This window comes from Metabacillus herbersteinensis (assembly GCF_042433335.1).
GTDB lineage: Bacteria > Bacillota > Bacilli > Bacillales > Bacillaceae > Metabacillus > Metabacillus herbersteinensis.
Genome location: NZ_JBHLVO010000023.1, coordinates 54,101 through 79,277, shown reverse-complemented (window position 1 = coordinate 79,277; position 25,177 = coordinate 54,101). Strand labels below are relative to the sequence as shown.

The window sequence follows — 25,177 nt, the reverse complement described above, 5'->3', positions numbered from 1 at the left end:
TTTCACAGCAACAGCTGAATTTAAGAAGCAGCTAAAGGAAGGGAAAAAAATAGATATCAAGAAAGTAGTATAAAGAAGAAAGCCTTTTATCTGCGATTGAACTGCACCCCAATTGTTAGACTCGACTAACAATTGGGGTGCAGTTTTTTTATGGAAAAATGTACTTTAGAACAAAAATAAGCTATATATATATATATATTAGATAAGGGTGTTCCTGAAGAAAGAATAAACGTACTTCTAAATAATTGGGGAGTTGATAGAATAGGAAGCTGAATGTACTTAAGCTTCAAAATGGATCACCAGTTTATTCTGAAAATGAAATAGAGCAAATGTACTTACTGATAAAACAAGCTAACATAGTAGATCAAGAGGTCAGAGAAAGGCATGTTCAAATTCTTAAAGGAAGTACAAGTAATGGAAACTCCAATGAAGTTAAGAAAGAGCAAGAAAAAGATAAATGCAAGGTATGTGGTGCTGTTATAAGTGAAAAAGTTAAGGGGTATTGCTTAACAAAAGAAGATGTTCAACGGTGAAATATACTGTTATGAACATCAAAGGGTCATCAAATAAACTAAAATATGCATTAATAAATCAAATATGATACAAATTAAATGAAAAAATACAATCAAATTATAAAGTTATGGGGGTTATTCAATTGAATGAAATAAAAGACTTACTATCTAAAGCATTGAAAGCTAACAAAAAAATAGTAAAAGGGAAACAATTCAGTGTTGAAGTTCAATTTAAGGGTGAAAGTGGAGATGATGAGGATTTTATAAAGCTTTATGCTGATGGATCTGTTATCGCTGTGTATGAAGCTAATGAAAAAGATTTAAATATTATCAATTGGGATTATAAGAAAGAAGTTATGTACTTTGGTGATTGTCTGGAAGAGGAAGGTATGGAAGTTTATGTTGATGAAGGATTAATGGACTGACACTCCTAATAGGGGTGTTTTTATTTTTCAGTTAAATTCCAATTTGTCAAATTTTAAGCTATTATCTATCTTTTTACAAAAGATTGGGGAGATTTAAATCTTAATCTATTAACAAAAGATTAAACCTAGAGTTATTTAGCATCTGTTATATAGGGGTACGAACATTTTTGTATCAGACTAGATAGCTAGCATGGATAAAGGAGTGAATTTATCAAATTAAAGATGAATTCCATAAAAGATGTATTATGCTCCCATGATCATGATAAATATTCATTGGGTGTGGTCGATAAGAATAGTCATAAAAGACTGTTTATTAACAGCTTTGTTTACGTATGCCTGCTAATTTTAGGATTATTTCACTCTTTATACTTACTACTTTATTCCTAAATGGTAAAATCAAATATATAGAATTAATATTTGTAAAATTAGATAAGTTAAGAGGATGATGGAAGTTGACGATGAAAGAACAAACGATTTTCAATCACATTGGAAATAAAATAAAAACAGAAGATAGAGAAATTAACATCATTGCTAAATTAGAAGAACCACTAATCGTAATTTTAGGAAATGTTTTAAGCGAGGATGAATGTGATGAGTTAATTAGGTTGTCGAAAGATAGAATACGGCGTTCGAAAATTGGAAAAACAAATGAAATAGATGAACTCAGAACAAGTAGTAGTATGTTTTTTCAAGAAGGTGAAAGCGACATTGTTACTAGAATTGAAAAAAGATTATCACATATTATGAATATCCCTTTTGAACATGGAGAAGGTCTTCAAATTCTTAATTATAAAATCGGTCAAGAGTATAAAGATCATTTTGACTTTTTTTTATCAACAGATCGAATAGTAAGCAATCCTAGAATTAGTACACTCATCATGTATTTAAACGATGTAGAACATGGTGGAGAAACATTCTTTCCTAAACTTAATTTTTCAGTATCCCCACAAAAGGGTATGGCGGTTTATTTCGAATACTTTTATAATGATCATGCTTTAAATGAGTTAACCTTACATGGTGGAGCACCAGTTATCACTGGAGAAAAGTGGGTTGCAACAAAATGGATGAGAAGAAAAAGAGATAAAAAAATGTAATTTGTAAAATACAGTGTATTTGGAGTATGTTGGAGCGGAAATAATTCTCCATTTTAAAGCAAGGTATTGTAGGCACTCATAAAAGGGGTGTCTTTTATGTTTTAAGGTGGGCGTGCTTATCACCAATTACTATGATTAAACAATTGAATTGTGTAGTAGTACTATCACTCCTACAATTTGCATAAAATCGAGGTATATTAGGGGTAAGATTACTCCCTAATTAGACTACTTACATATTTTCATCACTACTTTATACTTGAAATATAAACATTATATTGTGAAGTAGTCTATATACTCTAGATATTGATTTTACGTGATTATATAAAAAGGTATGTTTTCCGTTCTTAAGAACGGAAGCGGTCGTTACGTAAATTATTTTTACAGCTAAATGTAAGGAATAGAAAATCCATATATGCTTATGTGTTTTAAAAAGTGGTTAATGTGTATTCTCACATTTTGACCACTTTTTCTTTAACTATCATTTAAAGTAATAAAAAGTGAAGTTATCATGAACGAAATGAGATAATTGACTTCAAGAACACAAAAAGAGGTTAGTAATCAATTAGACTTTAGGTATGTATTGGAATAAATACCTGAAAGGAAAATCAACTCGAATCGGAATGGAAGAATTATCATTTTTGGAAAACCTTCATCACATCGGTGTTCCGATTCCAAGAGCCATCTCAAAATACATTGACCAATTAGCGAAGGAAGAACTACCAACGAACGCTGATTAACTATAGGGGTAGGCACGTGAAGGACTTAGGTCATCAGGAATATGTTTCTAAAAAAAGAAGACAGTGGGCCTGTGCTTTAAGCCACTGTCATTTTTAAAAAATATAAAATTGTAATTTTGAGGAGAGAGCTTACAAGCGGAACGTTTTTCTTCTGAAGTAAGAGATAATTTCCATTATCTCTTCATCGATGAAGGCGTGAATACGGATATTCTTCCGAACTTTCTTAACTTCTGTGAACTTAACCTCTGTGAAAGGGGATAAAAAGTATAATGTATGAATCTTTGTAATTACGAGGAAAATAATAGAGGAAGAAGGGAGGTATTAATCGATGAAGAGTCAACGAATTCCAGAACATAAAATGAATTATACAGGTGAAGTAGGTCAAGCACTTGAAAATACGGCTAATAATGGAACTCATAATGGTGCTTTAAAAAAAGAAGCAGGAGTGAAGCAAATTAATCCTAATGTGGAGAAGTAAAGGGTTAATTTTATGAAAAAAGGTAGGCAACTATTCTACTACACAAATAGACAGGGAGCAACTTTACAAGCTCCTGTCTATTTGAGTTAATAATTTAAGACGTAGTTAAAGGAAACCTTCTTTCATAGCTACAATTAATTGCTGTTCTTTATTACTTCTGTGGTCACAAGAAAGCCCTCACTTGCTCCTATTTCACGCTTTTCTTACTTATCCTCTCAATAATCTCTAACAAATCATCAGGCCGATGAAACTCAATCGGAGAAACACCTTTCTCAAACTGAATGGAATCTGCCTCTACTAATAACACATACCGTCCATTTATCTTCCCTAAATGAACATTCTCCCCAAAATCAGCAAGCAAACCCTTAATCGACGTCTCTCCAAGCTTCATCTTCAACTCAGCCTCTGGTGTATGCTCAACAATCTGAGCCGAAGCTTCAACAACTTGCTCTGTCGTTAAACGTTCTTGAATTTCACGCTTAGGACTAGCTTCCCAAATTTCCATCTCATGTTCAAACTGCTGAAGCTCTTTACTTTCAGGCTGATACGTTTGTTGAACATGTTCCTGCACCATATGGATCACTTGCGTTTTCATAATCTCAGGCATGGATTCTTGATAATCCACATATTTTAAGAAGTCCTCAAAGTATCGAGCGTGTGAGGATTGGTGAATTTTTAACTCACCAGTTTCAACCATGCCTTCTTCAGGCATGTATGGGTAGAAGAGAGCTGACACGTTGATGTGATTGCATTTAGGGACAGTTGATGTATATCGGTCACTATTTCGGTCACATTCCTATGATTTTATCTAATTTATCAGATACCGATTTCTGCATGTTTGGAAGGACATGGCTATATGTGTTAAGCGTTGTTACAATATCTGAATGTCCTAGCCTTTCGGAAATAAGCTTCACATTAACATTTTGTTGAATCAAGATATTCGCATGGGTATGTCTAAGGTCGTGAAAACGAATCTTAGGTAAGCCGACCTTCTCTACTAGATTATAGAACTCTTTGCGGAAGTTTCTCGGTATCATGGGTTTACCGTCCCTTGTGCAAACAACTAAGTCGTTGTCATGGTAACTTTTTGCCCGTGAGCCAGCTTTTCCTGTAAGACCTGTTTCCTGTAGGTACTGAACTCGCCTACTAATTTACTAGGGATGTGAATGGAACGAACGCTTGCTTCATTCTTTGCACCTGATTTTATTTCAGCATTTTGTGTTAATGTTTGCCGAACAAATATTATATGTGTTTCAAAATCGATATCTTTCCAACGCAGTCCTAAAATCTCTCCTTGTCTCATTCCTGTAAAGATAGAAATTAGAAATCCGATGTAACAGCGAGTCAATCTGTTAATATTACTAGCTTCGCTGATGAAATGATTGACTTGGTCGAGCGACCAAATACTCATTTCTCTCTTCTTAATCTTCGGAAGAGTGATTCCATCGGAAGGGTTATCCTTTATTAGCTTCAATATTTTAGCTTTTTTCAATGAAGCACTAACAATTCTGAAGATAAGATGGATGGTGTGTTCTGAATAGTCCGTATCATTTACTAATTCATTGATAAACCTCTGTATTTGAATTGGAGCAATTTGTTGCACCTTTAACTGACCAAATCTTGGTTTTATGACATTTCGAAAATAGATAGAGTGAATTTCAAAAGTAGTCTTTTGTAGTGTATTCTTCCTTTCTTGAAACCACTCCTCCATATAGCGTTCGTAAGTCATCTTTGTCAGGTCTAGGAACTAGTCTTCTAATACTTCTGCTCTTAGCTTTGTCATTTCATCTAGAGCATGGCGTTTTGATTCAAAGCCTCTTCTTCTAATTTGTTTTCGTTTACCATTCATGGGGTCTATACCACTATTAAATATGAAATCCCATTTTCCTGTTTGTTTATTTTTATTGATACTACCTGTCACAGTAAGAACAACCTCCTTGGAAGTTACCCTTTGTCTGTGAAGGTTTCCTTAGTTATATTTTACCATAAAAAGTGAGATTTTTGACCATTCTGATATTAAGACAACACGTAAGATATTTGCAGATGGAGATAGAACATATAAATAAGCACCATAACAAATATTCTCCTGTGAAGAAGTTTTTTCTCACGCAAGAAACACACTCACTATATTAGTGGTTGTTTCTTTATGGGGGGGTGCAAATCACCAATTACATTGATTTTTATATTGGAATGTGTGGTAGGTGTATCACCCCTGCAATCTGGATGAATATTAGAGTTACTTTCAAAAAGTATTACCGTTTTTTTTGTGGTTAGAGCATTGTAACATTCCTCCTTGAACGCACTCGTGTCTATAAGCAAAATTAATATTAATAAAGGCAGCGAGCAACGAAAAAGCTCACTGTCTTTTTTTTTTACAGTTCTTCTTAATAAATTATCGATTTTAATAATCATCAAGAGTTAATTAAAACTTCAGAGGCATTTACTATTATGATGTAAGTGCCTTTTTATATTGTTGTGGTAAAATTATCCTACGAGGTTATGGGGAAGTGAACGTTCCATTAAACCGTTTGTGATTGGGAGAAAAAATTGGATGTTTTCTAATACACCGCGAGGTGCTAGAGGGAGTGCCATCATGTATAGTGTGGTTGAAACGGCAAAAGAGAACGATTTGAGTCCCTATCATTATCTTCGCTATTTGTTTGAAACGCTGCCAAATATGGATCTAACAAATAAAAAAGAAATAGATAAAGTCTTGCCGTGGTCATCTAGTTTACCCTCGGCATGCAGAGTACCGATAAAAAGTGAAGCAAACAAAACATAGTCCCGAAATACACCACCCATGTAGTATGGGGGCTACTTGACGTTTACGCTTAAACTCACCATAGCTTTATAGGTGCGAAAGTTGAGTTATAATATAAATTGAAACAACGTATTTCGTCTTTATCTTTATTTTTTCCTCTTTTGTATTTCCTCTGTCACGACAAAAGAAAGGTCGTCATTTCCAAATAAGGATAATACTCCCATAATAGTTTCATCCGATACTTCACCGGCTTCATCTTTTGGTACGGTTAATTCGATGGCTTCTCTCAATGCCGGGTTCCGCTTTGGTTGGGATAGGCACGTAGATAGATTTCTTCAGGTTCGAGATCATGATTGATGCACCACTGCGCAAAGACGAGGATCATCATCTTTTCTTGACCTTGGTAGTTTTCAATTATTTTTTCTTCCAATTCTTTCTGATTCATATAAATTCTCCTTTAAAGGATTTAACAAGATTATTATACAGTGAAAACTGCAGGAATGAAAAAGGAAAATAGAAGGGATAAATATAGCTTTTATGAAGAATATCCTTTAAGGCGGGGGAGTTCAACAATAAGGCATGAAGTGGAAGAAATGATCCTAATGCTGCATTTCTTTGGAGTCAAGAAGCATTGGGTGGGGAAAACAAGAGAACCGTCCCTTTGTTTCCAAATTTACTCCATTCAACTATTCCATTTTCTGTGTTATAGTTCAATATTGAACTATAACAATCAGATGAACGATTTTATAATTATTTCCTAAACTAAACTAAACGAAACAAAATAAAATGAAATTTAAATGAGGTTAAATATATGAGTGTATTAACGGTTACAGACCTAAACCACGGATTTGGCGATCGTACGATCTTTGATAATGTTTCCTTCCGCTTGTTAAAAGGTGAACATATAGCTTTAATTGGGGCAAACGGCGAAGGTAAATCGACGTTTATGAATATCATTACAGGGCAACTTCAGCCTGACGATGGAAAAATAGAGTGGTCAAAGCATCAACGAGTCGGTTATCTTGATCAACATACGGTTTTACAAAAGGGAATGTCAATCCGTGACGTATTAAAAACGGCTTTTCAATATCTCTTTGACGTTGAAACGAATATTAATACCATTTATGAAAAGATTTCAGACGTTACACCTGAAGAAATGGAAAAGTTGTTAGAGGAAGTTGGTACATTACAAGACATATTAACAAATAATGATTTCTATATTATTGATTCTAAGGTAGAAGAAGTGGCACGTGGTCTTGGACTTGATGGTATAGGATTAGAAAAAGATGTTCATGATTTAAGCGGTGGGCAACGAACGAAGGTTTTATTAGCCAAGCTTTTACTTGAGAAACCAGATATTCTTCTTTTAGATGAGCCTACAAACTATTTAGACGAACAACACATTGAGTGGTTAAGACGTTACCTGCAAGAATACGATAATGCTTTTTTATTAATTTCTCATGATATTCCATTTCTTAATAGCGTTGCAAATGTGATCTACCATTTAGAAAATCAGAAATTAAATCGCTACGTGGGTGATTACAACCATTTCCTTATTGCCTATGAAGCTAAAAAAATACAAGTTGAAGCTGCCTTTAAGAGACAACAATCAGAAATTGCTAGTTTAAAAGATTTTGTAGCCCGTAATAAGGCAAGGGCATCTACCAGCAGCCTTGCCATGTCGAGACAGAAAAAACTCGATAAAATGGATGTTATTGAAATAGCACAGGAACGACCAAAACCTGATTTCAACTTTAATGAAGCAAGAACCTCAGGTAAATTAATTGTTGAGACGAAAGAATTTGTCATTGGGTACGATGAGCCACTATCAAAGCCGTTAAATCTTTATATAGAGCGTGGACAAAAAGTGGCATTAGTTGGAGCGAATGGGATTGGTAAGACTACACTCCTTCGTAGCATGCTCGGAGAAATAAGATCTCTTTCTGGTTCACTTGAACGCGGTGAACATCAGTATATTGGGTATTTTGAACAAGAAGTGAAAACGGAAAATCAAAACACGTGCATCGAAGAAATATCGAATACGTTTCCTCAGTTAAGCCAAGGACAGGTACGCGCTGCTCTTGCGAGATGTGGGTTAACTAGAAAACATATTGAAAGTAAAATATCCGTATTAAGTGGTGGAGAGCAAGCGAAAGTCCGGTTATGTAAGCTCCTTAACCAAGAAAGCAATATCCTTGTTTTTGATGAGCCAACCAACCATTTGGATAAAGATGCAAAAGCTGAGCTAAAACGAGCTTTGAAATCGTATAAGGGAAGCGTGGTCCTTATCTCTCATGAACCTGATTTTTACCAAGACGTGGTAACAGATATTTGGGACGTAGAATCATGGACAACGAAAGCCATCTAAACTTGAACGATCCGAGTAGGAGTCGCCATTTCTGACTACCCATATGAATAGTAAAAAAGGAGAGCCGATCATGATTACTCTCCTTTTTTCTTATATTTCATAAATCTTCAGTGAAACAAGATTTTACACGGCGTGCCTATGGGGAAACCTATTGACTCCACAGAGTTATATCCATTCTACTAATTGTAAATGTTTGGTGGGAGGAGGTGCCTGTCCCTGGGTGCCTCCCATATTCTAAGAATTCATCGTCAAGCTGATCAACGGCTACAATTTTGTTATTGTTCAAAATCTCAGCAAGGATGATTCTCGCTGCTGAAATGGAGTCAATATGGTCTGCGTTAAGCATGGTAACAGGCCAATACCTACATTTGCCGCGCACGTAATAATGAGTTTATCGCATATCGAGAAATTGTTATGATCAGCGGTAGATAAAGATTGCATCTCCTTGATTTACTCCATGAAGAATTTATAAAGTTATAAGAAACACGACATAAAACATAAGACAAATAGAAAACAAAAAAGCAGCTAGTCAATCTGACTAACTGCTTTTATAAAATGCTCATAATTTTGCTCATAGTCTTTTTTTATTCTGTTTTAAGTTATTTTATACGAAAAGAAAAAACCCTATTATATCAATGATTTTATTATTACATTTTCTTCTATTATATGCCCTTGATGGTTGGGCGGCATGATGTAATGATTATAAGCCCAAACTAATACTACAAAGACACTATGCACGACAGCATAGCATCTTAATTGGAGGAAGAGGGTTGATTTGTTCACCATCTTTTACAAATAAGCGACTACTACGTCAAATATATTTTATAATTATTAATTAGCAACCAGGCATCTGGAGTATAGTTCGCAAGGTAATTTTAGTAAGAAACGTAACAGACTTAGTTTCTTACTTAATGGTAGATCAGGTATTTATTTAATAACCCTCGTTAAACCCTTGTAACACAAGGGGTCTAACTGGTGGTATATTGGTGGCAGACTGGTGGCAAAACCAATCATATTACCACCAATTACATCTGTTTATATCATACATAGAAAAAATAAAGGCCTATTATATCAACGCTTTCCAACTAAATCTGTTATAATCCGATTACTTTCACTTCCTTGACAGGGAAGGGGTCGTGGGTTCGAATCCCTCACAGGTCATCAATGCAGTAGAAACCCTGCTATGACTGGTTTTTAAACATCTGTCCTACATTTGACAGTAAAGCAATTTAACTGCTAGTGTGGTAGTCAGTGAATATCAGTCAGAATCCAAAGTCCTTGGGAATGTGTAACAGCATTCTTAGGGACTTTTTTCTGTTTTCAGGAATAACAAGAAGGAGAGTCAAAGTTATGGCAAGGACTGGAGCAGAGGTAAAGCAAGGGTTAGTAGAAATAGGGATGTCTATAACACTGAGCAAACTTTTCAACAATTACATGATGCTTATCTGTTTGCAAAGAAGAGTGAGGGACTAACAGAAAGAACTCTGAATAATAAAAGGGTGGCATTACTGAATTTGATGGTAGGTGTACAATCAATACACCCTGTAACTAAAACAGATTTTAATGTGTAAGGACTTCCTTAGTCAAGTCATTAAATAGTAGACAGGATTTTTAATGCAATTATAATCTAAAAATGGGTAATGATGTATAATTAAGTTGTATTCATAATTCAGTTTTTAGGAGGAAGTCATGTCTGAGAGAAAAATAGAAAAAAACTCTTTGAAACTTTTTAAAGAGGACTTTTTAGAGTTAGAGAAAATATTTAGAAAAAAGATGCAAACCGACCAACTAGAGGTAGTTATTGAAGTAAGTGATAAACATAAGAGTGTAAAAAAAACCTCTATTGAGGAAGCATTAAATGAAAAGTTAGAGGAACAATTGGAAAGTATTCAAATGAATTTTAATGAATATTCTTTTACTGCAACGAGGGAAATTAACTTGAAATGTGCTAAATCAATTTGTTTGGTTACCATCCAAGCTGATGAGAAAAGTTGGAACAAAGAGGTTAATACAGTAAATGCAGATAAATGGGTGGATGATGTTTGGAAAACTATAGATACATTTTTGGATGAGAGAAATTCAAAGAGGTATTCTTTCTTTACAAAAATCCCTTATACTTTTTGGTTGATTATTGTTGGACTCATCATAACTCTTCTTCCATTATCTTTTCCAAATAATAAAATAGTATTTTGCATTATGACAGCAGTATCATTCAGTATTGGTACAATTTTATCTAGTAAAACAAAATGGTTTATAGAGAAATTTTCCCCAGTTAAGTTTAGCTTGTCTCCTAAAAAAATTTTATTGCCAAATGATTATATAACACAAAAGAGTTGGGAGGTTAATTTAACAATCAAGCAAGGGAAGATATTCAGAGTTATACAAAATAAATAACAAAAAATAGATATGCGGGATAGTTTTAACCAAAATGATTGAAATGTATATCGGAATGAGAATTAGTACTACTACTCCCGCAATCTCTATTACTTTATACTCAGATGAACATAAAGAAACTAAATGATTATATAAAATATAGCCAGTGAGCATTTATTACCACTGGCTTTTTTCATAATACAAATCATACTTTAAAAGGAAACCTTTCACAGACAAGAGCATAATTTTTGGTCACTAATGCGGTCACTAATGCGGTCACTAAATCGGCTATAAACCCTGTATTATTAGACTTTTTCAACTCGTACGAGTGGTCACTAATTTGGTCACTAAAGAGTAAAAGTTACGGTAGAGACACCCAAAATTAAAAACACAAAAAAACCCTCACACGCTCCTATTTCACGCTTTTCCTACTTATCCGCTCAATAATCTCCAACAAATCATCCGGCCGATGAAACTCAATCGGTGAAACACCTTTCTCAAACTGAATCGAATCCGCCTCTACTACTAACACATACCGTCCATTAATCTTCCCTAAATGAACATTCTCACCAAAATCAGCAAGCAAACCTTTAATCGACGTCTCCCCAAGCTTCATCTTCAACTCAGCCTCTGGTGTATGCTCAACAATTTGTGCCGAAGCTTCTACAACTTGCTCTGTCGTTAAACGCTCTTGAATCTCACGCTTCGGACTCGCTTCCCAAATTTCCATCTCATGTTCAAACTGTAGTCGTTCCTTACTTTCAGGCTCGTACACTTGTTGGACATGTTCTTGCACCATATGCATGACTTGCGTCTTCATAATTTCGGGCATGGATTCTTGGTAATCGACAAATTTTAAGAAGTCCTCAAAGTAACGAGCGTGTGAGGATTGGTGAATTTTCAACTCGCCAGTTTCGACCATTCCTTCTTCAGGCATGTATGGATACTGAATGGATTTCATGTTTTTTGTTGTGATCGCCATTTCCACGGTCTTTATCAGTGTTTTTTCATCAGAAATTGACGCTACTTTTGGTTCGAAGTCACATTTCATAATGAATAAAAAGGAGTGATCAAAGTATTTACGCGGTGTTGCAGATGCCACAATAAAAGCACCACCACGAACGGCACTGGTATCAAGATAGGCTCGAATGAATTCCTCGCTGCCTTTAATAAATTCTTCTTTATTTTCTGCAATAAGTGTACGGTGGAAAAGGTTGTAGTTTGGATTTGAATTTAATTCATGGCCTGGCTCGACGATAAAGTAACCAAGCTTTGTAGGTACTTGTTCAGATCTAGGATGACGGTCTACTTTTCGTTTGACAATCTTTTTTAGTTCACCATCGAGAAAGTCTTTTAAAGCACTTTGTTCATATTCTGTCGTATCTAAGGTCTGAAAGTGTTTATACGATTTATTTGTTGTATCTTCGTTTCCTTCAATATTGACGACATAAAAAGATAAATAGCGCATTTCAAAATCCAAAAAATCACCTTTTTTCTTATTTTTCAGTTCCTCAAGTATAGAAAAACATTCAGGATACGTCAATTTTATAAAATCGTAAAATTCAATAGAGTAATAGCTATTTGACTTGTTGAATACGTTTTAAAATAGTACATTTTTTTGAAGAAAATTAATTAAATATAGGTCATCAAGAGGAGGGACCATATGCCAAACTATGCACATAAGGTGAGTATTGATCTTCCAATCCAATCTGTTTGGAGTTTTGTAAGTGTAATGGATCATTGGGCACCACTTGTACCAGGGTATATGAATCATGAAATTATCAACGAGAAGGAATCCACATGGAAATTTAAAAGTGATCTTGGTGTTATGAAGAAAAAGGTACACTTAAAAGTTGAGATCATCAGCTGGGAAGAACCGACAAAAGTCACCTTTAATCTTACTGGGATCAATGAGAAGTTTGTTGGAAGTGGATATTTCGAAGCACAAGCTATCGATTCAAAAAATACGGTAGTTACTGGATGTTTAGATATTACCGCTGAAGGTACAATTTCCAAAATGGTCAATTCAATTTTAAACAAAAACCTCCCAGAGATGACGAAGGAGTTAACAGAAGCTGTGGCTGCGAAGGCTAGAGAAACTGAGATCATTAACAGATGAACGAACAAGAAGCTTAAGCATATGGCTTAAGCTTCTTGTTTGCGTTCCCGAAAAACGGGCAGAGTACAACACCGAAACGATCCCCCTGATTTAATTATCTCTGTAATATCCACTTCAATGACATCATATCCACGCTTACGTAGTTGTTCGTTGACACCATGATTTACTGGCAAACTAAAGACTTTTTTACTGCCGATAGATAAAACATTTGTACCAAGTGTGAATTGTTCATCCTTAGAAACCTCAATCAATTCATACCGAGAAGCAAGGAACTCTCTTTCTTTTTTATGAAATGCTTCTGGATAGATTAATGCTTCATTAGGGGAAAGGATATTAAAAACACAATCTAAATGTAAGTATTTTTCTGTAAAAGGAACTGCATGTACCTCATATTTACTTAGCAGATTTTTTAAATGATTAATTGCCTTTTTATTTGTTCTGTTACTGATTCCTACATAGATTGAGTTTCGATCGATGAGTACATCTCCACCTTCAATTTTGTCTCCAATTAGATTGTAATAAGATATTTTCTCGTCTTCCAACCAGGTTTTTAACAACTGTTCTTCGCCTATTCGTACATTTTCCGCCATTTCAGCAACAAAGGTTGTTGGACCTAGCGTAAACCCTATATCACGTGTAAACACTTGCTCTGGGAAGTTATCTTCAGTGGGGAGGAGGATCACATGAACGCCTTGTTTTTTTAAAGTATGTACGAATTTTTCATGCTGTTCCATTGCAATCTTTATATGTATTCCTACATCTTTAAACTTTTTTTGAGTGTCATTGATCATCGCTCGAATTTTCATATGTTTTGGTTCACATAAAATGACCTCTTTCAATGTGTCATATTCGCTATAACAGTATGTTCTATGTTGGTTTTCGGAAATTGGTAACAATATGAGGCCTCCAGGTGTAGTTTATTTACCTATAGGATGACCTATTAGAGTGCAAATATGAATGGAATTGGTAACAAAAGGAACGGCCACTGAATAGAAGGGGGCATTTTCAGAATTGCCGAAAAATTCACAAAAACTTGTAGAAGAAATAATCTTCTACAAGTTATAAAGTCAAAATTCAAATTAGTTCAATATTTGCAGGAAGGACAGTACTGGTTAAAATATCATATTCCTTTAGCCGGTCAACATTATAAGAAGAACCGAGTAATACTTCGTTATCCAAATAAGCAGGGTGACACATCACCTCGACACTTTTACCATCAGTAACCTTGTCTAGCAGCTTATCAAAATAATCAACAACTACAGTTTCTCCATAAAAATCGTGTAGAAATACATCTGTAAAAGCTTGAACACCTTCAGGAAGTTGGAGGGAGTTTCTCACAGGTAATTTGTAAGTAGTAGCTAATTTATGAACAACTGACGCAAGTTCTTTTATGCCATGAACATTATGATGACTATCAAAATGTGTTAGGTTGATTCCATATGATAATGCTCGTTCGATTTGTGCGGACCATTCTTGATAAACTTCATCGGTGTTAACACCATTATAATTAGATAGCGAGGATAACTTTTTAAAATTACCTTGTTCATTAACTAAACTGGGTACATTATTCAACAAAGGCTTCCCGCAGGTTAACACCAAATGAATACCAACTTTCAATGTAGGATGTTCCTTTGAAAGCTGTATAGCATGCTCTGTACCAGGCATATTCATCATAATAGTAGTAGAGTTTACAATCCCGTTCACATGACTATCAATAATACCATGGTTTACAGCACGACTATAGCCAAAATCATCTGCATTTACAATTAATTGTATCATTCGTTCCTCCGGTTTCTAATTATTCATACAAAAGGTAGCGGAACGCTACCTTTTTAGATTCTTTTCACCATACTTCGCTAAACGGGCTCGTGGGCTCATTTACTATCAAAAAAAACTAGGCAAATAGTTTTTATGGGCCTCAAGCATTTCATCTAAGATTTCCTTGCCAACACGATCTGACGCAACAAGTGGATTGATCGTCATGGCCAGTAAAGCGGTATTATAATCTCCTGTAACAGCTGCTTCTATCGCCACTCGTTCAAACGACTTAATTTGTTGAACTAAACCACGAACGGCTACAGGTAAATCACCGATTGCTATCGGCTTTGGTCCATCCTTCGTAATAACGGAGCTAATTTCAACCGCAGATTCATTTGGTATACTGGCGATTGCACCGTTATTTATGGTGTTCACTGGTTGAATGTCACATTTATCGGTATAAATAGAAGTGATTAACCGAACCGCTGCATCACTATAATAAGCACCACCACGCTTTTCTAATTGGGGAGGCTTAATCGATAAGTTAGGATCTTTATAGAGTTCAAATAACTCACTTTCTAATTCTTTTACAACCTCTGCGCGTGTTCCAATTGTTTCCGCGTTCCGTGTTTCCTTTTCGACCATATCCTTGGTTTTATAATAATATTGATGATAAGGACATGGGAAGATATTTAATGCTTTTAAAAATTCTGGTTCCCAGCCTAGAGCGACAATATTTTGCATCTTGATTGAAGATTTAGGATCTGTAATTAAACTGATTACTTGCTCCTTCACACTCACACCATCTAGAAATACATCAAGACCATATACCATATGATTAAGTCCAGCAAAATTTATCCGAATCCGTGAATGTTCAACATCTAATAATTTAGCTACTCCCATTTCCATTCCGATCGGAACATTACACAATCCAACGACTTTTTTTATGTTGCTATAACGCAAGACAGCTTCAGTTACCATTCCCGCTGGATTGGTAAAATTGATTAACCATGCATCAGGACACAATTTCTCCATCTCTTGACAGATTTCTAATATAACTGGAATGGTCCGAAGCCCTTTAAATAATCCCCCTGGACCGTTTGTTTCTTGCCCTAGTACACCATATTTTAGTGGGATCTTTTCGTCCTTTGCACGCGCGTCTAATGACCCAACTCGAAATTGGGTTGTGACAAAGTCTGCATTTTGTAATGCTTCTTTTCGATTAAGTGTTAAGTGAATAGAGATGGGAAGTCCAGCTTTTTCTACCATCCGTTTAGCTAAGTTGCCAACAATCTCTAATTTTTCTCTGCCTTCTTCAATGTCTACTAACCAAATCTCCGAAACTGGTAATTCATCAAACCTACGAATAAAGCCTTCAATTAATTCAGGTGTATAGGAGGAACCACCACCAATCGTAGCAATCTTTAAGTGTTTGTTCTGTATCACTAATTATCCCTCCTGATTGTGAATCTTTTGATAAATTTCAACAAATTCTTTAGCCAAATCCTTAACGGTCAGTGCTGTCATTAAATGATCTTGGGCGTGAATTAGGATTATAGGTAGATCGTAATTTTCACCGTTCGCTTCTTTTTGAATTAACTCCGTTTGATAGCGGTGAGCATGAATGAATTCTTGATCCGCATCTTGCAATTTATTTAATGCGCTTACAAAATCACCTTGTTTAGACTCTCCTATTGCTTCCATAGCAAGACTTCTAGCGTTTCCACTATGAGCAATTAAATGAAACGAAATTTGATACAACTCTTCTTTGTTCATGATAACTCCTTATGAGGATGTAGTTTGATTTTCTTCAGTGAACTTTTGTTTATCCCAAATTCTGAAGAAAGGATAATAAATACAAAAAGCGATAATCATATTAATTAGCTGCATGAAAAGTCCGGATATTTTGCCTCCTGCTGCCAAATATCCACCAATAATTGGAGGCATTGTCCAAGGAACTGCGATTCCCGCTGGTCTTGCAACAAGACCTGTTGACATTCCAATGTAGGTAACAATTGTAATGACGATCGGAGTTAGAATGAACGGAATGACTAATATTGGGTTCATTACTATTGGCATCCCAAATGTTACGGGCTCATTAATATTAAATAGCCCTGGCCCAATCGATAAGCGGCCTAATTGTTTCATTTGCTGACTTTTGGCAAGGAACAACATACAGAACACGAGGGACAAGGTAGCACCTGATCCGCCGACATAAATGAAGATATCAAAAAATTGTTGGGTGAAGATATTGGGTAAAGCATCACCAGCTTGGTAGGCTAGTCGATTTTGGTCCATTGAAGTTAACCAAATTGGAGCCATAACTCCTCCGACAATACTTGCTCCGTGTAATCCACACGACCATAGTAGCTGAATTAAAATGACTGCGACAAGACTACCTATTAAACTACCACCTAATACTCCAAGCGGCTTGCCTAGCAATTCTCCAACGATATTGTGTAGACTTTCGAAAGAGGTATTTTCAACGATTAAACGAAGAATCCAGACAATTGTAATGATGATAAAACCTGGAATTAACGCGATAAACGATTTACTAACAGCAGGAGGGACACCATCTGGCATCGTAATAACAATTTTCTTTTGAACGATAATTCGGTATATTTCGGTTGAAAAAATTGCGAGTAGCATTGCAACAAAGAGACCTTTACTTCCCATTAAAGCAGAAGGGATGGCTCCACCCACCATAATAGCCTCAGTAGCTCCATCAGCTAAAAACGGTACTTGATATGGGGTAGCCAGCAAGAAAGTTGCCACAGATATTGCGCCAGCAGTTAATGCATCTACTGCGTATTTTTCTGCCAAGCGATACGCAATTCCAAAGGAAGCAATCAATGCCATGATGTCAAATGTAGCTCCAACAGGGTAAAGCATCTTTGTTAACCATTGATCACCGAACGTTTTTGCCATAAAATCTGCATAACCAGGAATAGGCAAGAATCCTAGAATTAAGAAAACTGAACCAATAATAATAAGGGGCATGGTTAAGATAATTCCATCACGTAAAGCTTGAAGATGTCTTTGCCCAGCTATCTTTGCAGCAGTTGCCATGAATTTACCCTCGAAAAATTGACCGAATTTCCCCATACCTGTCACCCCTTATTAGATTGGATCAATCCACAAGCAAAATTCAAAACTTCCTTTCCATTACACGTGCCATAGTGCAACATGTTGATTGAATCTACAGGTATTCCTCGGGTTTGACCAACTGTTTTTAACTGAGGGAGTAAATACCGAACTTGCGGACCAAGTAATAGAACATCTGCATTCTCAATATGATTGTTAACTTCGCTTGCACCAACCGCCCAAATCTTGCATTCCAGCCCTTGATCTTTTGCACTAGCTTCCATTTTAGAGACTAAAAGACTAGTAGACATACCTGCTGCGCAACACAATAAAATGTTCATCTGTAAACCCTCCTTTCTTTGTAAGCGTTTTCATTAAAATTTGAAAATGATAAGAGCTTACTGATATTTATGGAGGTTTTTAAAAAATATGTATAGCTTTTTATATTTTCATCGCAGGAAGGTAGCTAAATTTTTGAGATTTAGTGGTTTCAGAAAATATTTAAGAGAGAGGATACAAAATGAGTATGGAGATCAAATCTCAGCGTTAGCATACTTTGGATTGTTGTTTAAAGGATAAAAGTGGGCTGTTGGGGCCATTTGAGGTATGTGGATATCAATTGTTTTTTATTTAAGTTTACAATATAATACGGATATTTATGTTAAATAAGTAAAGAAATTGTGAAGGAATGTACTCAAACTAACGGTGCAGTTTTGTACAATGAATCATTTGTTTGAATCTAGTGAGGTGGAGTACAATTAATATTACTAACGGGGACCGATAGCTTAATAGCGCTGTTGCTTCTGCAACCTCTATTGTTTTGTCCGCTAACGTGCTGAGCAGCAACAAACGATATGATATCTTTTATAACGCAGAGTATACAGTTGACGATACCAAATATCATAAGGCTATGGAATACTTAGAACATATTAGATTTAACTAAAAACAGGAGTGGACATGATTATTAAAGACTTTATTTAATACGAGGAGGTTTACTAATGAAAGAAGATCAAAACTTTTTTCCCCCTGGTACAATCCTTTCGGCTGATGTAACCGTTAATCAATCAGAGGTAGTACGTGATTTTTACAAGAAAGTCATCGGATGGGAGCATAGTGAATACAAAAGGGGGGATTACACCGACTACTTTATGACAACTACTGACGGGCAACCCGTGGCGGGTATTTGTCAAAGAGCAGGAAGTCTTGCTGATCTTCCCCTGGCGTGGCTCGTTTATTTTGGAGTTAAGGATTTACCAGCAAGTCTGGAAGAGTGTCGTAATCTTGGCGGCAAAGTTCTTACTGAGCCTCAAGGTGAGGGTCGAGGCAGTTATGCTGTCATCGAATATCCGGTCGGTGCGATCTGTGCACTCAGTCAATTCTAAATTGAAGGCAAAGAACGCCTTCAATTTAGAATCGCCTTATGCTTGTCGGGGCTGACCAAGGCGCTTGCGCTTTTGTTCTTGAAAAGGGTAACTTTTTCTTGTTTGAGCGGGTGCTTTAGCGAAAAATCGAAGCTGTCTATGGGGCAGCTTTTTCTTATTGTGCTAACGGGGGAGGATAATTAAAAAAACGGAACTTTATGCAATGTAAACCGTCTAAATTTATGGAGGTGTATGATGAAATGAAAAAAATAATGATGTCTTTTGCCTTTATTTCTGTTTTTATTTTTTTATTGGTAGGCTGCACAACAGAAGGAAAGGGAGAATTAACAAGAATGGATATGTTTATAGAAAATCAAGGCGATACTCACATTCAAGATAAAGATACTTTAGATTTATTAGAAAATTTATCAGAACAGGTCAAATGGGAACCAAATAAAGTACCTAGTATGGCTAGAGAAGCAGAGGTAAAAGCAATTTTCTTTTATGAAGTTGAGAAAAATATGCCTGAAAGATTATACGAATATGAAATCTGGTTTAATGAGGATGCAGGTACAGCAACAATTATCAGTAATGATGAAAAAGAAGGTTACGGCGAGTTAGACAAAGATAATGCAAAAGCCTTAAAAAACATTTTATTTAAGTAAACGGGTGCGTTACTTAAACTGGACGTCCTGCCACTTCAAAATCTTACATGTGGTTGTACAGAACAGGTAGTGATGCTCCACCAAACATCTTGTTCGACTATCGTCAGACCCGTGCGGGCAAGCATCCAGAAGCTTTCCTATCCGGTTTTGAAGGATACCTTCATGTGGATGGTTATCAGGGATATAATGATCTCCCCAAGGTGAAGCTAGTAGGATGTTGGGCTCACGCACGTCGAAAGTTTGACAAGGCATTAACAGCTCTTCCTCCCGAAGCCAAGAACAATGAGACGCCCACGGCTGCAGAAGAAGGGCTTCGTTTCTGCAACCAATTGTTCGAAATCGAGCGTGCTTCCAAGGATGCTAGTCCTCAAGAACGTTTGAAAATCCGTCTTGAACGCAGTCAGCCGGTGCTGGATGCTTTTTCAACTTGGCTAAAAACGCAAAGTGCACGTGTCACACCGAAAAGTACATTGGGGCAAGCCATCAAATACTGTCGTAACCAATGGTTACGACTCACTACCTTTATGGAGGACGGTCAACTCGAACTAGATAACAATCGGAGCGAGCGATCCATCAAGCCATTCGTCATTGGACGAAAGAACTGGCTTTTCGCCCACTCGATGAAAGGTGCCCAGGCAAGTGCCATCATATACAGCATCATAGAGACGGCTAAAGAGGATGGACTGATTCCGCTCAATTACCTAACCTATGTATTTGAACAACTTCCGTTGATGGATCTGTCTGATGAGTCCGTACTTGATCAGCTTCTTCCATGGTCGGAGAACACTCCAGAAGAGTGTCGTTTATCAATTAAAACTAATTAGAATATATATAAATGGCCCGCCTAAGTATAAGTGGGCCTTATTTGACGCTTACTTTCCATCTATCTATTTAACATAATAGGTACCTGTCACTAAGTACAATGTCAAAAAAACAAGCCCCCCATTTCAATAGTTAATGGGGGTGGCTTGTTTACGGATATTAAATAATTAATTCGGACTTAATGCAGTAAATGTAAATGGTACGTTTGTTCCGCTGTATAGACCTACATATACATACGCTGTACCGCCTGGAATTACACCAGTTTCATCAGCTCCAGAAGTTGCAACAGAACCAATGACTTCAAAGTTCTTATTATAGAAGAACACATCATAATCATATGCACTTTCCGAAGTTCCAGTTACGTTAAACGTATGAATTCCGTCACCATATGGTGCAGGTAATGTCACGACATATCCATCAACACCTTGAGTCGTTGGGTTTGGGTTTTGAGTCGTAACAAATTCATTTTCTGTCACAGCAAGTGTTGCATCTACTCCAGCAAGACTTCCGACTCCAGTTCCTGCGTTACCAGCTAAAACTGTACCATTTGCTACAAATGGTGCTTCTGGCTCTAATGTTAGTGGTGCAATCTTTGTTTTACCAGGACCAAATGCTTGAAGTTCTGCAACTTGAACATATCCAGAAGCATTATTTTGTGCATTTTTAACAACTAGCTTTAGGTACTTCGCTTCAATCGTATTAGCTAATTCATACTCTTTATAGTGTAAATCAGGTGCTGCTGGACGAGGTTTTCCAGTATTGAAACGACTATCGACAATCTCAGTCCAATTCTCGCCATCTGTAGAAGAGAGTAAAGTGAAATCATTTATTGTAGCGAATCGTCCTTTTGAAATATCTTTAAACGCACTTACACTTACGGTTGAAATTTTCACTGGCTTATCATTCGCTAAATCTACAACAAATTCTGCTCCAGTAAAGCCATTTTCTTGAACTTCGGATGCATATACACTTGCTTCGGTATCATCAATGGCCATTTTAACAGGATTACTGTCAGACTCACTCGATACACTAGAAACTGTTGCGCCATTAAATGATGATGCAACGTTTGGTTCAAGAGAAATTCTGAGCGCTTTATTTGACCCGGGCTCTATATTAAAGTCTTTAAGCGTACGGGAACCAAAACCTTTAGCCTGAATGGTAATGTCATAAGTTCCGGCTAACATTGGTACTCCAAATGCGCCATTATCCGTTGTCTTTACTACCGGACTAGTTCTTGCCTCAAATTCACCAATTATGATTCGTACATTTTCAATCGGCTTATTGGTCGCTGCATTTATGAATTTACCTGCGAATATACCATTTTTATCTTGAGTGGGATGATTGTATGCAGGAGTCGGATCTGTATCGTTTCCACCATTTGAACTCGCGCTAACACCTAACCCACGTTTTGAAAATGCAGACCATAATAAATCAGTATGTTTTCCACCGTAACGTGCAGTGTCAGCTGCAATGATTGCATCTCTCATATCCACCATTGATGGATTTGGAGCTGAAATCGGCATTGCGTCTACAACTAATTGTTCAACTACCTTTTCTCCTTCTTCTTTTCCAAGTGTTGAAAGTAGTGTTTCCCTTACTTCCCAAAGGATAGCTGCCCAAATTTCGCCATCAGCATGGACCTCAGGGCCAATAATGTCAAACCCGATATCTCCATATTGTAATGGACTTTCTTCTAAAGACCAGCTTCGGATTCCTCGCTCCTCATTGCCAGTTACATAAGCACCAACAACAGCTTTCTCTTGCAAACCATTTTTGATAAGATAATGCATAGCAAACCAATCACCCCATGCTTCACCCATAGATCCGGACTGGTGACTACCAAGTGATTCTCCGCCTGCTACTAATCGTGTTGATAAGGCGTGAGAATATTCATGATAAATAATACCTGCATCATAATCACCATCTGCATATTGACCTTCAAAAGAACCTGGAATTGGCTCCCATAGGAACATTCCACTCCAAGATGGAAGTCCATCTGGAAGTGTTAGCATATATGCGTTATCTCGGCCTGTATAGGTTGGCTCTCCACCTGAGAGTGCTCCTGCTTGAACCAATCCCATGATGGCATCGCCTTCAGAACCACCTTTACCAAAGTTCGTTGTTTGAAGATTACCAGCGCCTTCAACCCATCCAAGGTTATAGAAATAATCATGAAATAGATTGTGATGGTAAAATAAGCTTGTTGTTGCACTGTTCACATCATCAGCATACGAAGGGGGTGTTGTTTGACCATTTGTGTTTTGCCAAGCATTTGTGAATGGATATTTAAACTGACCTAATGGGCTTACTGGACGAACCGCTTGATCGGCAGGAGCTATAAAGTTACTCCAGTTTGCAAAGGAACTCGCATTATTTCCGAGTGTCGTTACGCCTAGGTCACTTGTCGGAAGTAACCACCCATTCGGTGATGCAGTAGCATCTCCTTTAAAAGATTTCGTGACTAGGGTTCCTCCTGCATTAGCACCAGGATAATTTTCAAATACAGAACCTTCTGGATCTAAATGTTGAGCCAGTGAACGTTCATATAACCTTTCTCCGGATTTTGCATCGATGATTACTTCTGATCCCTTTTGAAGTTCTTCAATATATAACACACGGTAAACAGGTCTAATTTCATCTCCTTTTGCAAAGACAGCTTTTTTCACATATTGTTTGGTAGGGAGAACTTTAGCACCATCAAAAACATCCCAACCATTTTCTTGGCCTAGTAAAGCAGGTGTGTAAGCTAAAGAGGGAGATTCTAAAGAAACCACTTTTTTAAGTGCATCAGTTTCTGTTAAAGTAAAATCATTTATGAAAGACTTTGCTTTTGTAACATTGCTTGTAACCGATAATATTTGCCCAGTTTTGTTTACTGCTACGATCACACGTCCACCAAAGATTGTCTGTATTCCGTCAAATGACTGTTGGAAAGTAACTGGCTGAAGCCCTGTACCAGGCAATTTATAGTTTCGAATAACTTGCAGTGAATCAATGTCATTGGAAGTTAGCCCGAATACTTCTGCATTGTTTTTTAACCATTGACGAGCAATGGTCTCAGCATCACCAGTCGTAGGTTTCGTTAAATACCCCTTATCCTTTACAATTGATGAAGGTGTTCCAAACATCGTGTTCCACTGAACTCTTGCACCGCTTCCAATTGATTCGATTAATTTATTCGTTGCGAGCAACTGTTCCTTTGAGGGAATTACGCCATTTAACACATTTCGAATATCGTATAACTGTTCATGGTTATGCGTATCCATTACATTTGTTTCAACTAATGGATTCACATTTACTGCTTGCGAGTACATTGGAATAAACAATGAGCTCGCTAAAACGGCGGTACCCAATACTGAGAATACTTTTTTCTTATTACCCATATTAAATCCCCTTTTCTTTTAAAAATGTTGATCTTTAAAAGAATTCGTAAATTTAATATTAATTCCTACCCAAAAATCAACAAATACTCAATAGGTTTTAGTAAAACACATACATTGTAGTAGGGAGGTATAGTGTTTTAGTAGTAATAGGGAGAAGTTGTTCGAGTGCCCACTAACGTTGCATAGAATCAATAAAACTCAATAAATATAAAATATTTCCACCAAATTGTCTCCGACAAATTAAAAAAGGGAACAGGCACGATATATAAAATATCACCAGCATTTGCCATCGTTTGTCCGATCCATAATAAACGAAACGATTTTTTCCCCATATAAATGCTCCTTTGCTTTATTCAGTTGTCTAATTTATAGGGGGTGTTTACATTGGGCTGTCTCCTTTTTCCGTTATCTTTTAATTAATGATATCATATTAAGAAAATTTAAAAAATAAACCTTGTTAGTGGTGATAAAAAAAGCAAAATATATGATATTAAAGAAGGTATAGGGTCGATGAATTTGCGGGGGCTTTGATTATGTTGAAATGCTTTATGCCTTTTAAATCCTATTAAAGGGGAGCTTTTCTGGAAAATCTTTGGCTAATACCTTATAAGATCGATCTTAAGCAATCGGGCGCTTATCTGAAATAAGGTAAGTGTTATTTTTAATAGCATAGATTATTCAGAAAAGTTCATAAATTTTTGCTACAATATGTTTAAAAAGTACGGGAGACAAAATAATGAATCAGTTAGCTAAAAGGTATTGGACTGCATATTGGGAGGGTCAAGGTAGAGGAAAGCCTAAGTCTGTTAGTGCGTGGCAATTTGGAGGTAATCCTGATCATTTAGCTCAATTAGTGATTGACGGTATAAAAACAGCTACATGTTCAGCACTTATTAATTATGAATTGGAAAATGAACAAATACCTTCTTTTGGGGACTATAGCATCATTCTAAATAGCAAGGATCTACCAGTTGCAATCATTAAAACACTAGAAGTCGAGATTATGCCGATGAACAAAGTTCCTGAAGATTTTGCTATTGCAGAGGGAGAAGGAGATAAAACATATCGTTATTGGAAGGATGTTCATGAAGAATTTTTTAAGGCAGAGCTAAGTAAAATAGGTCGTGAATATACAGAGGATATGATGTTAGTTTGTGAGCGATTTGAATTGGTTGATGTAAAGAAATAGAAGAATGTTTATAGATGGCAAATACAATAATATTATGACAAAACCAGC

General features: G+C 36.4%; 22 protein-coding genes, 1 tRNA gene and 4 pseudogenes. 14 read left to right on the top strand and 13 right to left on the bottom strand.

All coding sequences use genetic code 11. The features are described 5' to 3' along the window. The first annotated feature begins 329 nt into the window (after nt 1-329). The 5 genes from ACFFIX_RS20330 to ACFFIX_RS20310 all read left to right on the top strand — a co-directional run bounded on the left by ACFFIX_RS20330 (nt 330) and on the right by ACFFIX_RS20310 (nt 3,246). The gene (locus ACFFIX_RS20330) at nt 330-533 is read left to right on the top strand and encodes a hypothetical protein (protein ID WP_378937295.1); all 204 of its coding nucleotides are present in this window, start codon (nt 330-332) and stop codon (nt 531-533) included. Nucleotides 534-655: 122 nt separating this feature from the next. Continuing rightward, on the top strand, nt 656-937 hold the full coding sequence (locus ACFFIX_RS20325) for a hypothetical protein (protein WP_378937293.1): 282 nt from the start codon (nt 656-658) through the stop codon (nt 935-937). A 458-nt stretch (nt 938-1,395) separates the two neighbouring features. Next, the gene (locus ACFFIX_RS20320; protein ID WP_378937306.1) at nt 1,396-2,031 is read left to right on the top strand and encodes a 2OG-Fe(II) oxygenase; all 636 of its coding nucleotides are present in this window, start codon (nt 1,396-1,398) and stop codon (nt 2,029-2,031) included. A gap of 575 nt (nt 2,032-2,606) precedes the next feature. Then, entirely contained in the window at nt 2,607-2,768 is a 162-nt protein-coding gene (locus tag ACFFIX_RS20315) for a phage holin family protein (RefSeq protein ID WP_378937291.1), read from the top strand. 328 nt (nt 2,769-3,096) lie between these two features. Beyond that, nucleotides 3,097-3,246: a hypothetical protein gene (locus tag ACFFIX_RS20310; RefSeq protein WP_378937289.1), complete on the top strand. Its 150-nt coding sequence runs from the start codon at nt 3,097-3,099 to the stop codon at nt 3,244-3,246. Between the two features lie 187 nt (nt 3,247-3,433). Here the strand turns inward: ACFFIX_RS20310 and ACFFIX_RS20305 are convergent, their stop codons facing one another. Next, nucleotides 3,434-3,988, bottom strand: a complete 555-nt coding sequence (locus ACFFIX_RS20305) for a DUF3900 domain-containing protein (RefSeq protein ID WP_378937304.1) — start codon at nt 3,986-3,988, stop codon at nt 3,434-3,436. Between the two features lie 46 nt (nt 3,989-4,034). After that, nucleotides 4,035-5,167 (bottom strand): annotated as a pseudogene (locus ACFFIX_RS20300) (site-specific integrase). 585 nt (nt 5,168-5,752) lie between these two features. Here ACFFIX_RS20300 and ACFFIX_RS20295 point away from each other — a divergent pair. Next, a pseudogene (locus tag ACFFIX_RS20295) lies at nt 5,753-6,028 on the top strand (transposase domain-containing protein); the annotation flags it as partial. Nucleotides 6,029-6,153: 125 nt separating this feature from the next. Here the strand turns inward: ACFFIX_RS20295 and yxiS are convergent. After that, nucleotides 6,154-6,452: pseudogene (gene yxiS, locus ACFFIX_RS20290) on the bottom strand (protein YxiS). Between the two features lie 366 nt (nt 6,453-6,818). Between yxiS and ACFFIX_RS20285 the strand changes: the two are divergent. Then, a complete protein-coding gene (locus ACFFIX_RS20285) occupies nt 6,819-8,375 on the top strand; it encodes an ABC-F family ATP-binding cassette domain-containing protein (protein WP_378937286.1) in 1,557 nt (518 codons plus the stop codon). A gap of 148 nt (nt 8,376-8,523) precedes the next feature. Here ACFFIX_RS20285 and ACFFIX_RS20280 read toward each other — a convergent pair whose 3' ends face one another. Then, the gene (locus ACFFIX_RS20280) at nt 8,524-8,721 is read right to left on the bottom strand and encodes a hypothetical protein (RefSeq protein ID WP_378937284.1); all 198 of its coding nucleotides are present in this window, start codon (nt 8,719-8,721) and stop codon (nt 8,524-8,526) included. Nucleotides 8,722-9,435: 714 nt separating this feature from the next. Between ACFFIX_RS20280 and ACFFIX_RS20275 the strand changes: the two genes are divergently transcribed. Beyond that, a tRNA-Ser gene (locus ACFFIX_RS20275) sits at nt 9,436-9,536 on the top strand. A 528-nt stretch (nt 9,537-10,064) separates the two neighbouring features. Beyond that, nucleotides 10,065-10,769 (top strand): hypothetical protein, encoded by a 705-nt coding sequence (locus tag ACFFIX_RS20270; protein ID WP_378937282.1) that lies wholly within the window; start codon nt 10,065-10,067, stop codon nt 10,767-10,769. A gap of 391 nt (nt 10,770-11,160) precedes the next feature. On the opposite strand, the gene ACFFIX_RS20265 is transcribed toward ACFFIX_RS20270, so the two are convergent. Further along, on the bottom strand, nt 11,161-12,228 hold the full coding sequence (locus ACFFIX_RS20265; RefSeq protein ID WP_378937280.1) for a DUF3900 domain-containing protein: 1,068 nt from the start codon (nt 12,226-12,228) through the stop codon (nt 11,161-11,163). Between the two features lie 183 nt (nt 12,229-12,411). Here ACFFIX_RS20265 and ACFFIX_RS20260 point away from each other — a divergent pair, with 183 nt between their 5' ends. Continuing rightward, complete coding sequence (locus tag ACFFIX_RS20260) at nt 12,412-12,867, top strand: SRPBCC family protein (RefSeq protein ID WP_378937278.1); 456 nt, start codon at nt 12,412-12,414, stop codon at nt 12,865-12,867. A 26-nt stretch (nt 12,868-12,893) separates the two neighbouring features. Here the strand turns inward: ACFFIX_RS20260 and ACFFIX_RS20255 are convergent, their stop codons facing one another. From ACFFIX_RS20255 to ACFFIX_RS20230, 6 genes are all read right to left on the bottom strand, one after another. Beyond that, nucleotides 12,894-13,763 carry a dimethylarginine dimethylaminohydrolase family protein gene (locus tag ACFFIX_RS20255; protein ID WP_378937276.1) on the bottom strand — a complete coding sequence of 290 codons (870 nt, stop codon included), beginning with the start codon at nt 13,761-13,763 and terminating at the stop codon, nt 12,894-12,896. Between the two features lie 178 nt (nt 13,764-13,941). Beyond that, nucleotides 13,942-14,646 carry a chitin disaccharide deacetylase gene (chbG, locus tag ACFFIX_RS20250; protein ID WP_378937274.1) on the bottom strand — a complete coding sequence of 235 codons (705 nt, stop codon included), beginning with the start codon at nt 14,644-14,646 and terminating at the stop codon, nt 13,942-13,944. A 105-nt stretch (nt 14,647-14,751) separates the two neighbouring features. Beyond that, entirely contained in the window at nt 14,752-16,068 is a 1,317-nt protein-coding gene (locus ACFFIX_RS20245) for a 6-phospho-beta-glucosidase (protein WP_378937302.1), read from the bottom strand. 6 nt (nt 16,069-16,074) lie between these two features. Then, complete coding sequence (locus ACFFIX_RS20240) at nt 16,075-16,401, bottom strand: PTS sugar transporter subunit IIA (RefSeq protein ID WP_378937272.1); 327 nt, start codon at nt 16,399-16,401, stop codon at nt 16,075-16,077. A 9-nt stretch (nt 16,402-16,410) separates the two neighbouring features. Further along, nucleotides 16,411-17,730, bottom strand: a complete 1,320-nt coding sequence (gene celB / locus ACFFIX_RS20235; RefSeq protein ID WP_378937270.1) for a PTS cellobiose transporter subunit IIC — start codon at nt 17,728-17,730, stop codon at nt 16,411-16,413. Nucleotides 17,731-17,735: 5 nt separating this feature from the next. Further along, nucleotides 17,736-18,050, bottom strand: a complete 315-nt coding sequence (locus tag ACFFIX_RS20230) for a PTS sugar transporter subunit IIB (protein WP_378937268.1) — start codon at nt 18,048-18,050, stop codon at nt 17,736-17,738. Nucleotides 18,051-18,707: 657 nt separating this feature from the next. On the opposite strand from ACFFIX_RS20230, the gene ACFFIX_RS20225 reads away from it, so the two are divergent. The 3 genes and pseudogenes from ACFFIX_RS20225 to tnpC all read left to right on the top strand — a co-directional run. Further along, nucleotides 18,708-19,091, top strand: a complete 384-nt coding sequence (locus ACFFIX_RS20225) for a VOC family protein (protein WP_378937267.1) — start codon at nt 18,708-18,710, stop codon at nt 19,089-19,091. A 239-nt stretch (nt 19,092-19,330) separates the two neighbouring features. Continuing rightward, nucleotides 19,331-19,735: a hypothetical protein gene (locus tag ACFFIX_RS20220; protein ID WP_378937265.1), complete on the top strand. Its 405-nt coding sequence runs from the start codon at nt 19,331-19,333 to the stop codon at nt 19,733-19,735. 20 nt (nt 19,736-19,755) lie between these two features. Then, nucleotides 19,756-20,559: pseudogene (gene tnpC / locus ACFFIX_RS20215) on the top strand (IS66 family transposase); the annotation flags it as partial. A gap of 165 nt (nt 20,560-20,724) precedes the next feature. Here the strand turns inward: tnpC and ACFFIX_RS20210 are convergent. Next, on the bottom strand, nt 20,725-23,940 hold the full coding sequence (locus ACFFIX_RS20210) for a M36 family metallopeptidase (protein WP_378937263.1): 3,216 nt from the start codon (nt 23,938-23,940) through the stop codon (nt 20,725-20,727). Nucleotides 23,941-24,128: 188 nt separating this feature from the next. Then, entirely contained in the window at nt 24,129-24,272 is a 144-nt protein-coding gene (locus ACFFIX_RS20205) for a hypothetical protein (protein WP_378937261.1), read from the bottom strand. Nucleotides 24,273-24,676: 404 nt separating this feature from the next. Between ACFFIX_RS20205 and ACFFIX_RS20200 the strand changes: the two genes are divergently transcribed. Then, nucleotides 24,677-25,129 (top strand): ASCH domain-containing protein, encoded by a 453-nt coding sequence (locus ACFFIX_RS20200; RefSeq protein WP_378937260.1) that lies wholly within the window; start codon nt 24,677-24,679, stop codon nt 25,127-25,129. Nucleotides 25,130-25,177: the final 48 nt, after the last annotated feature.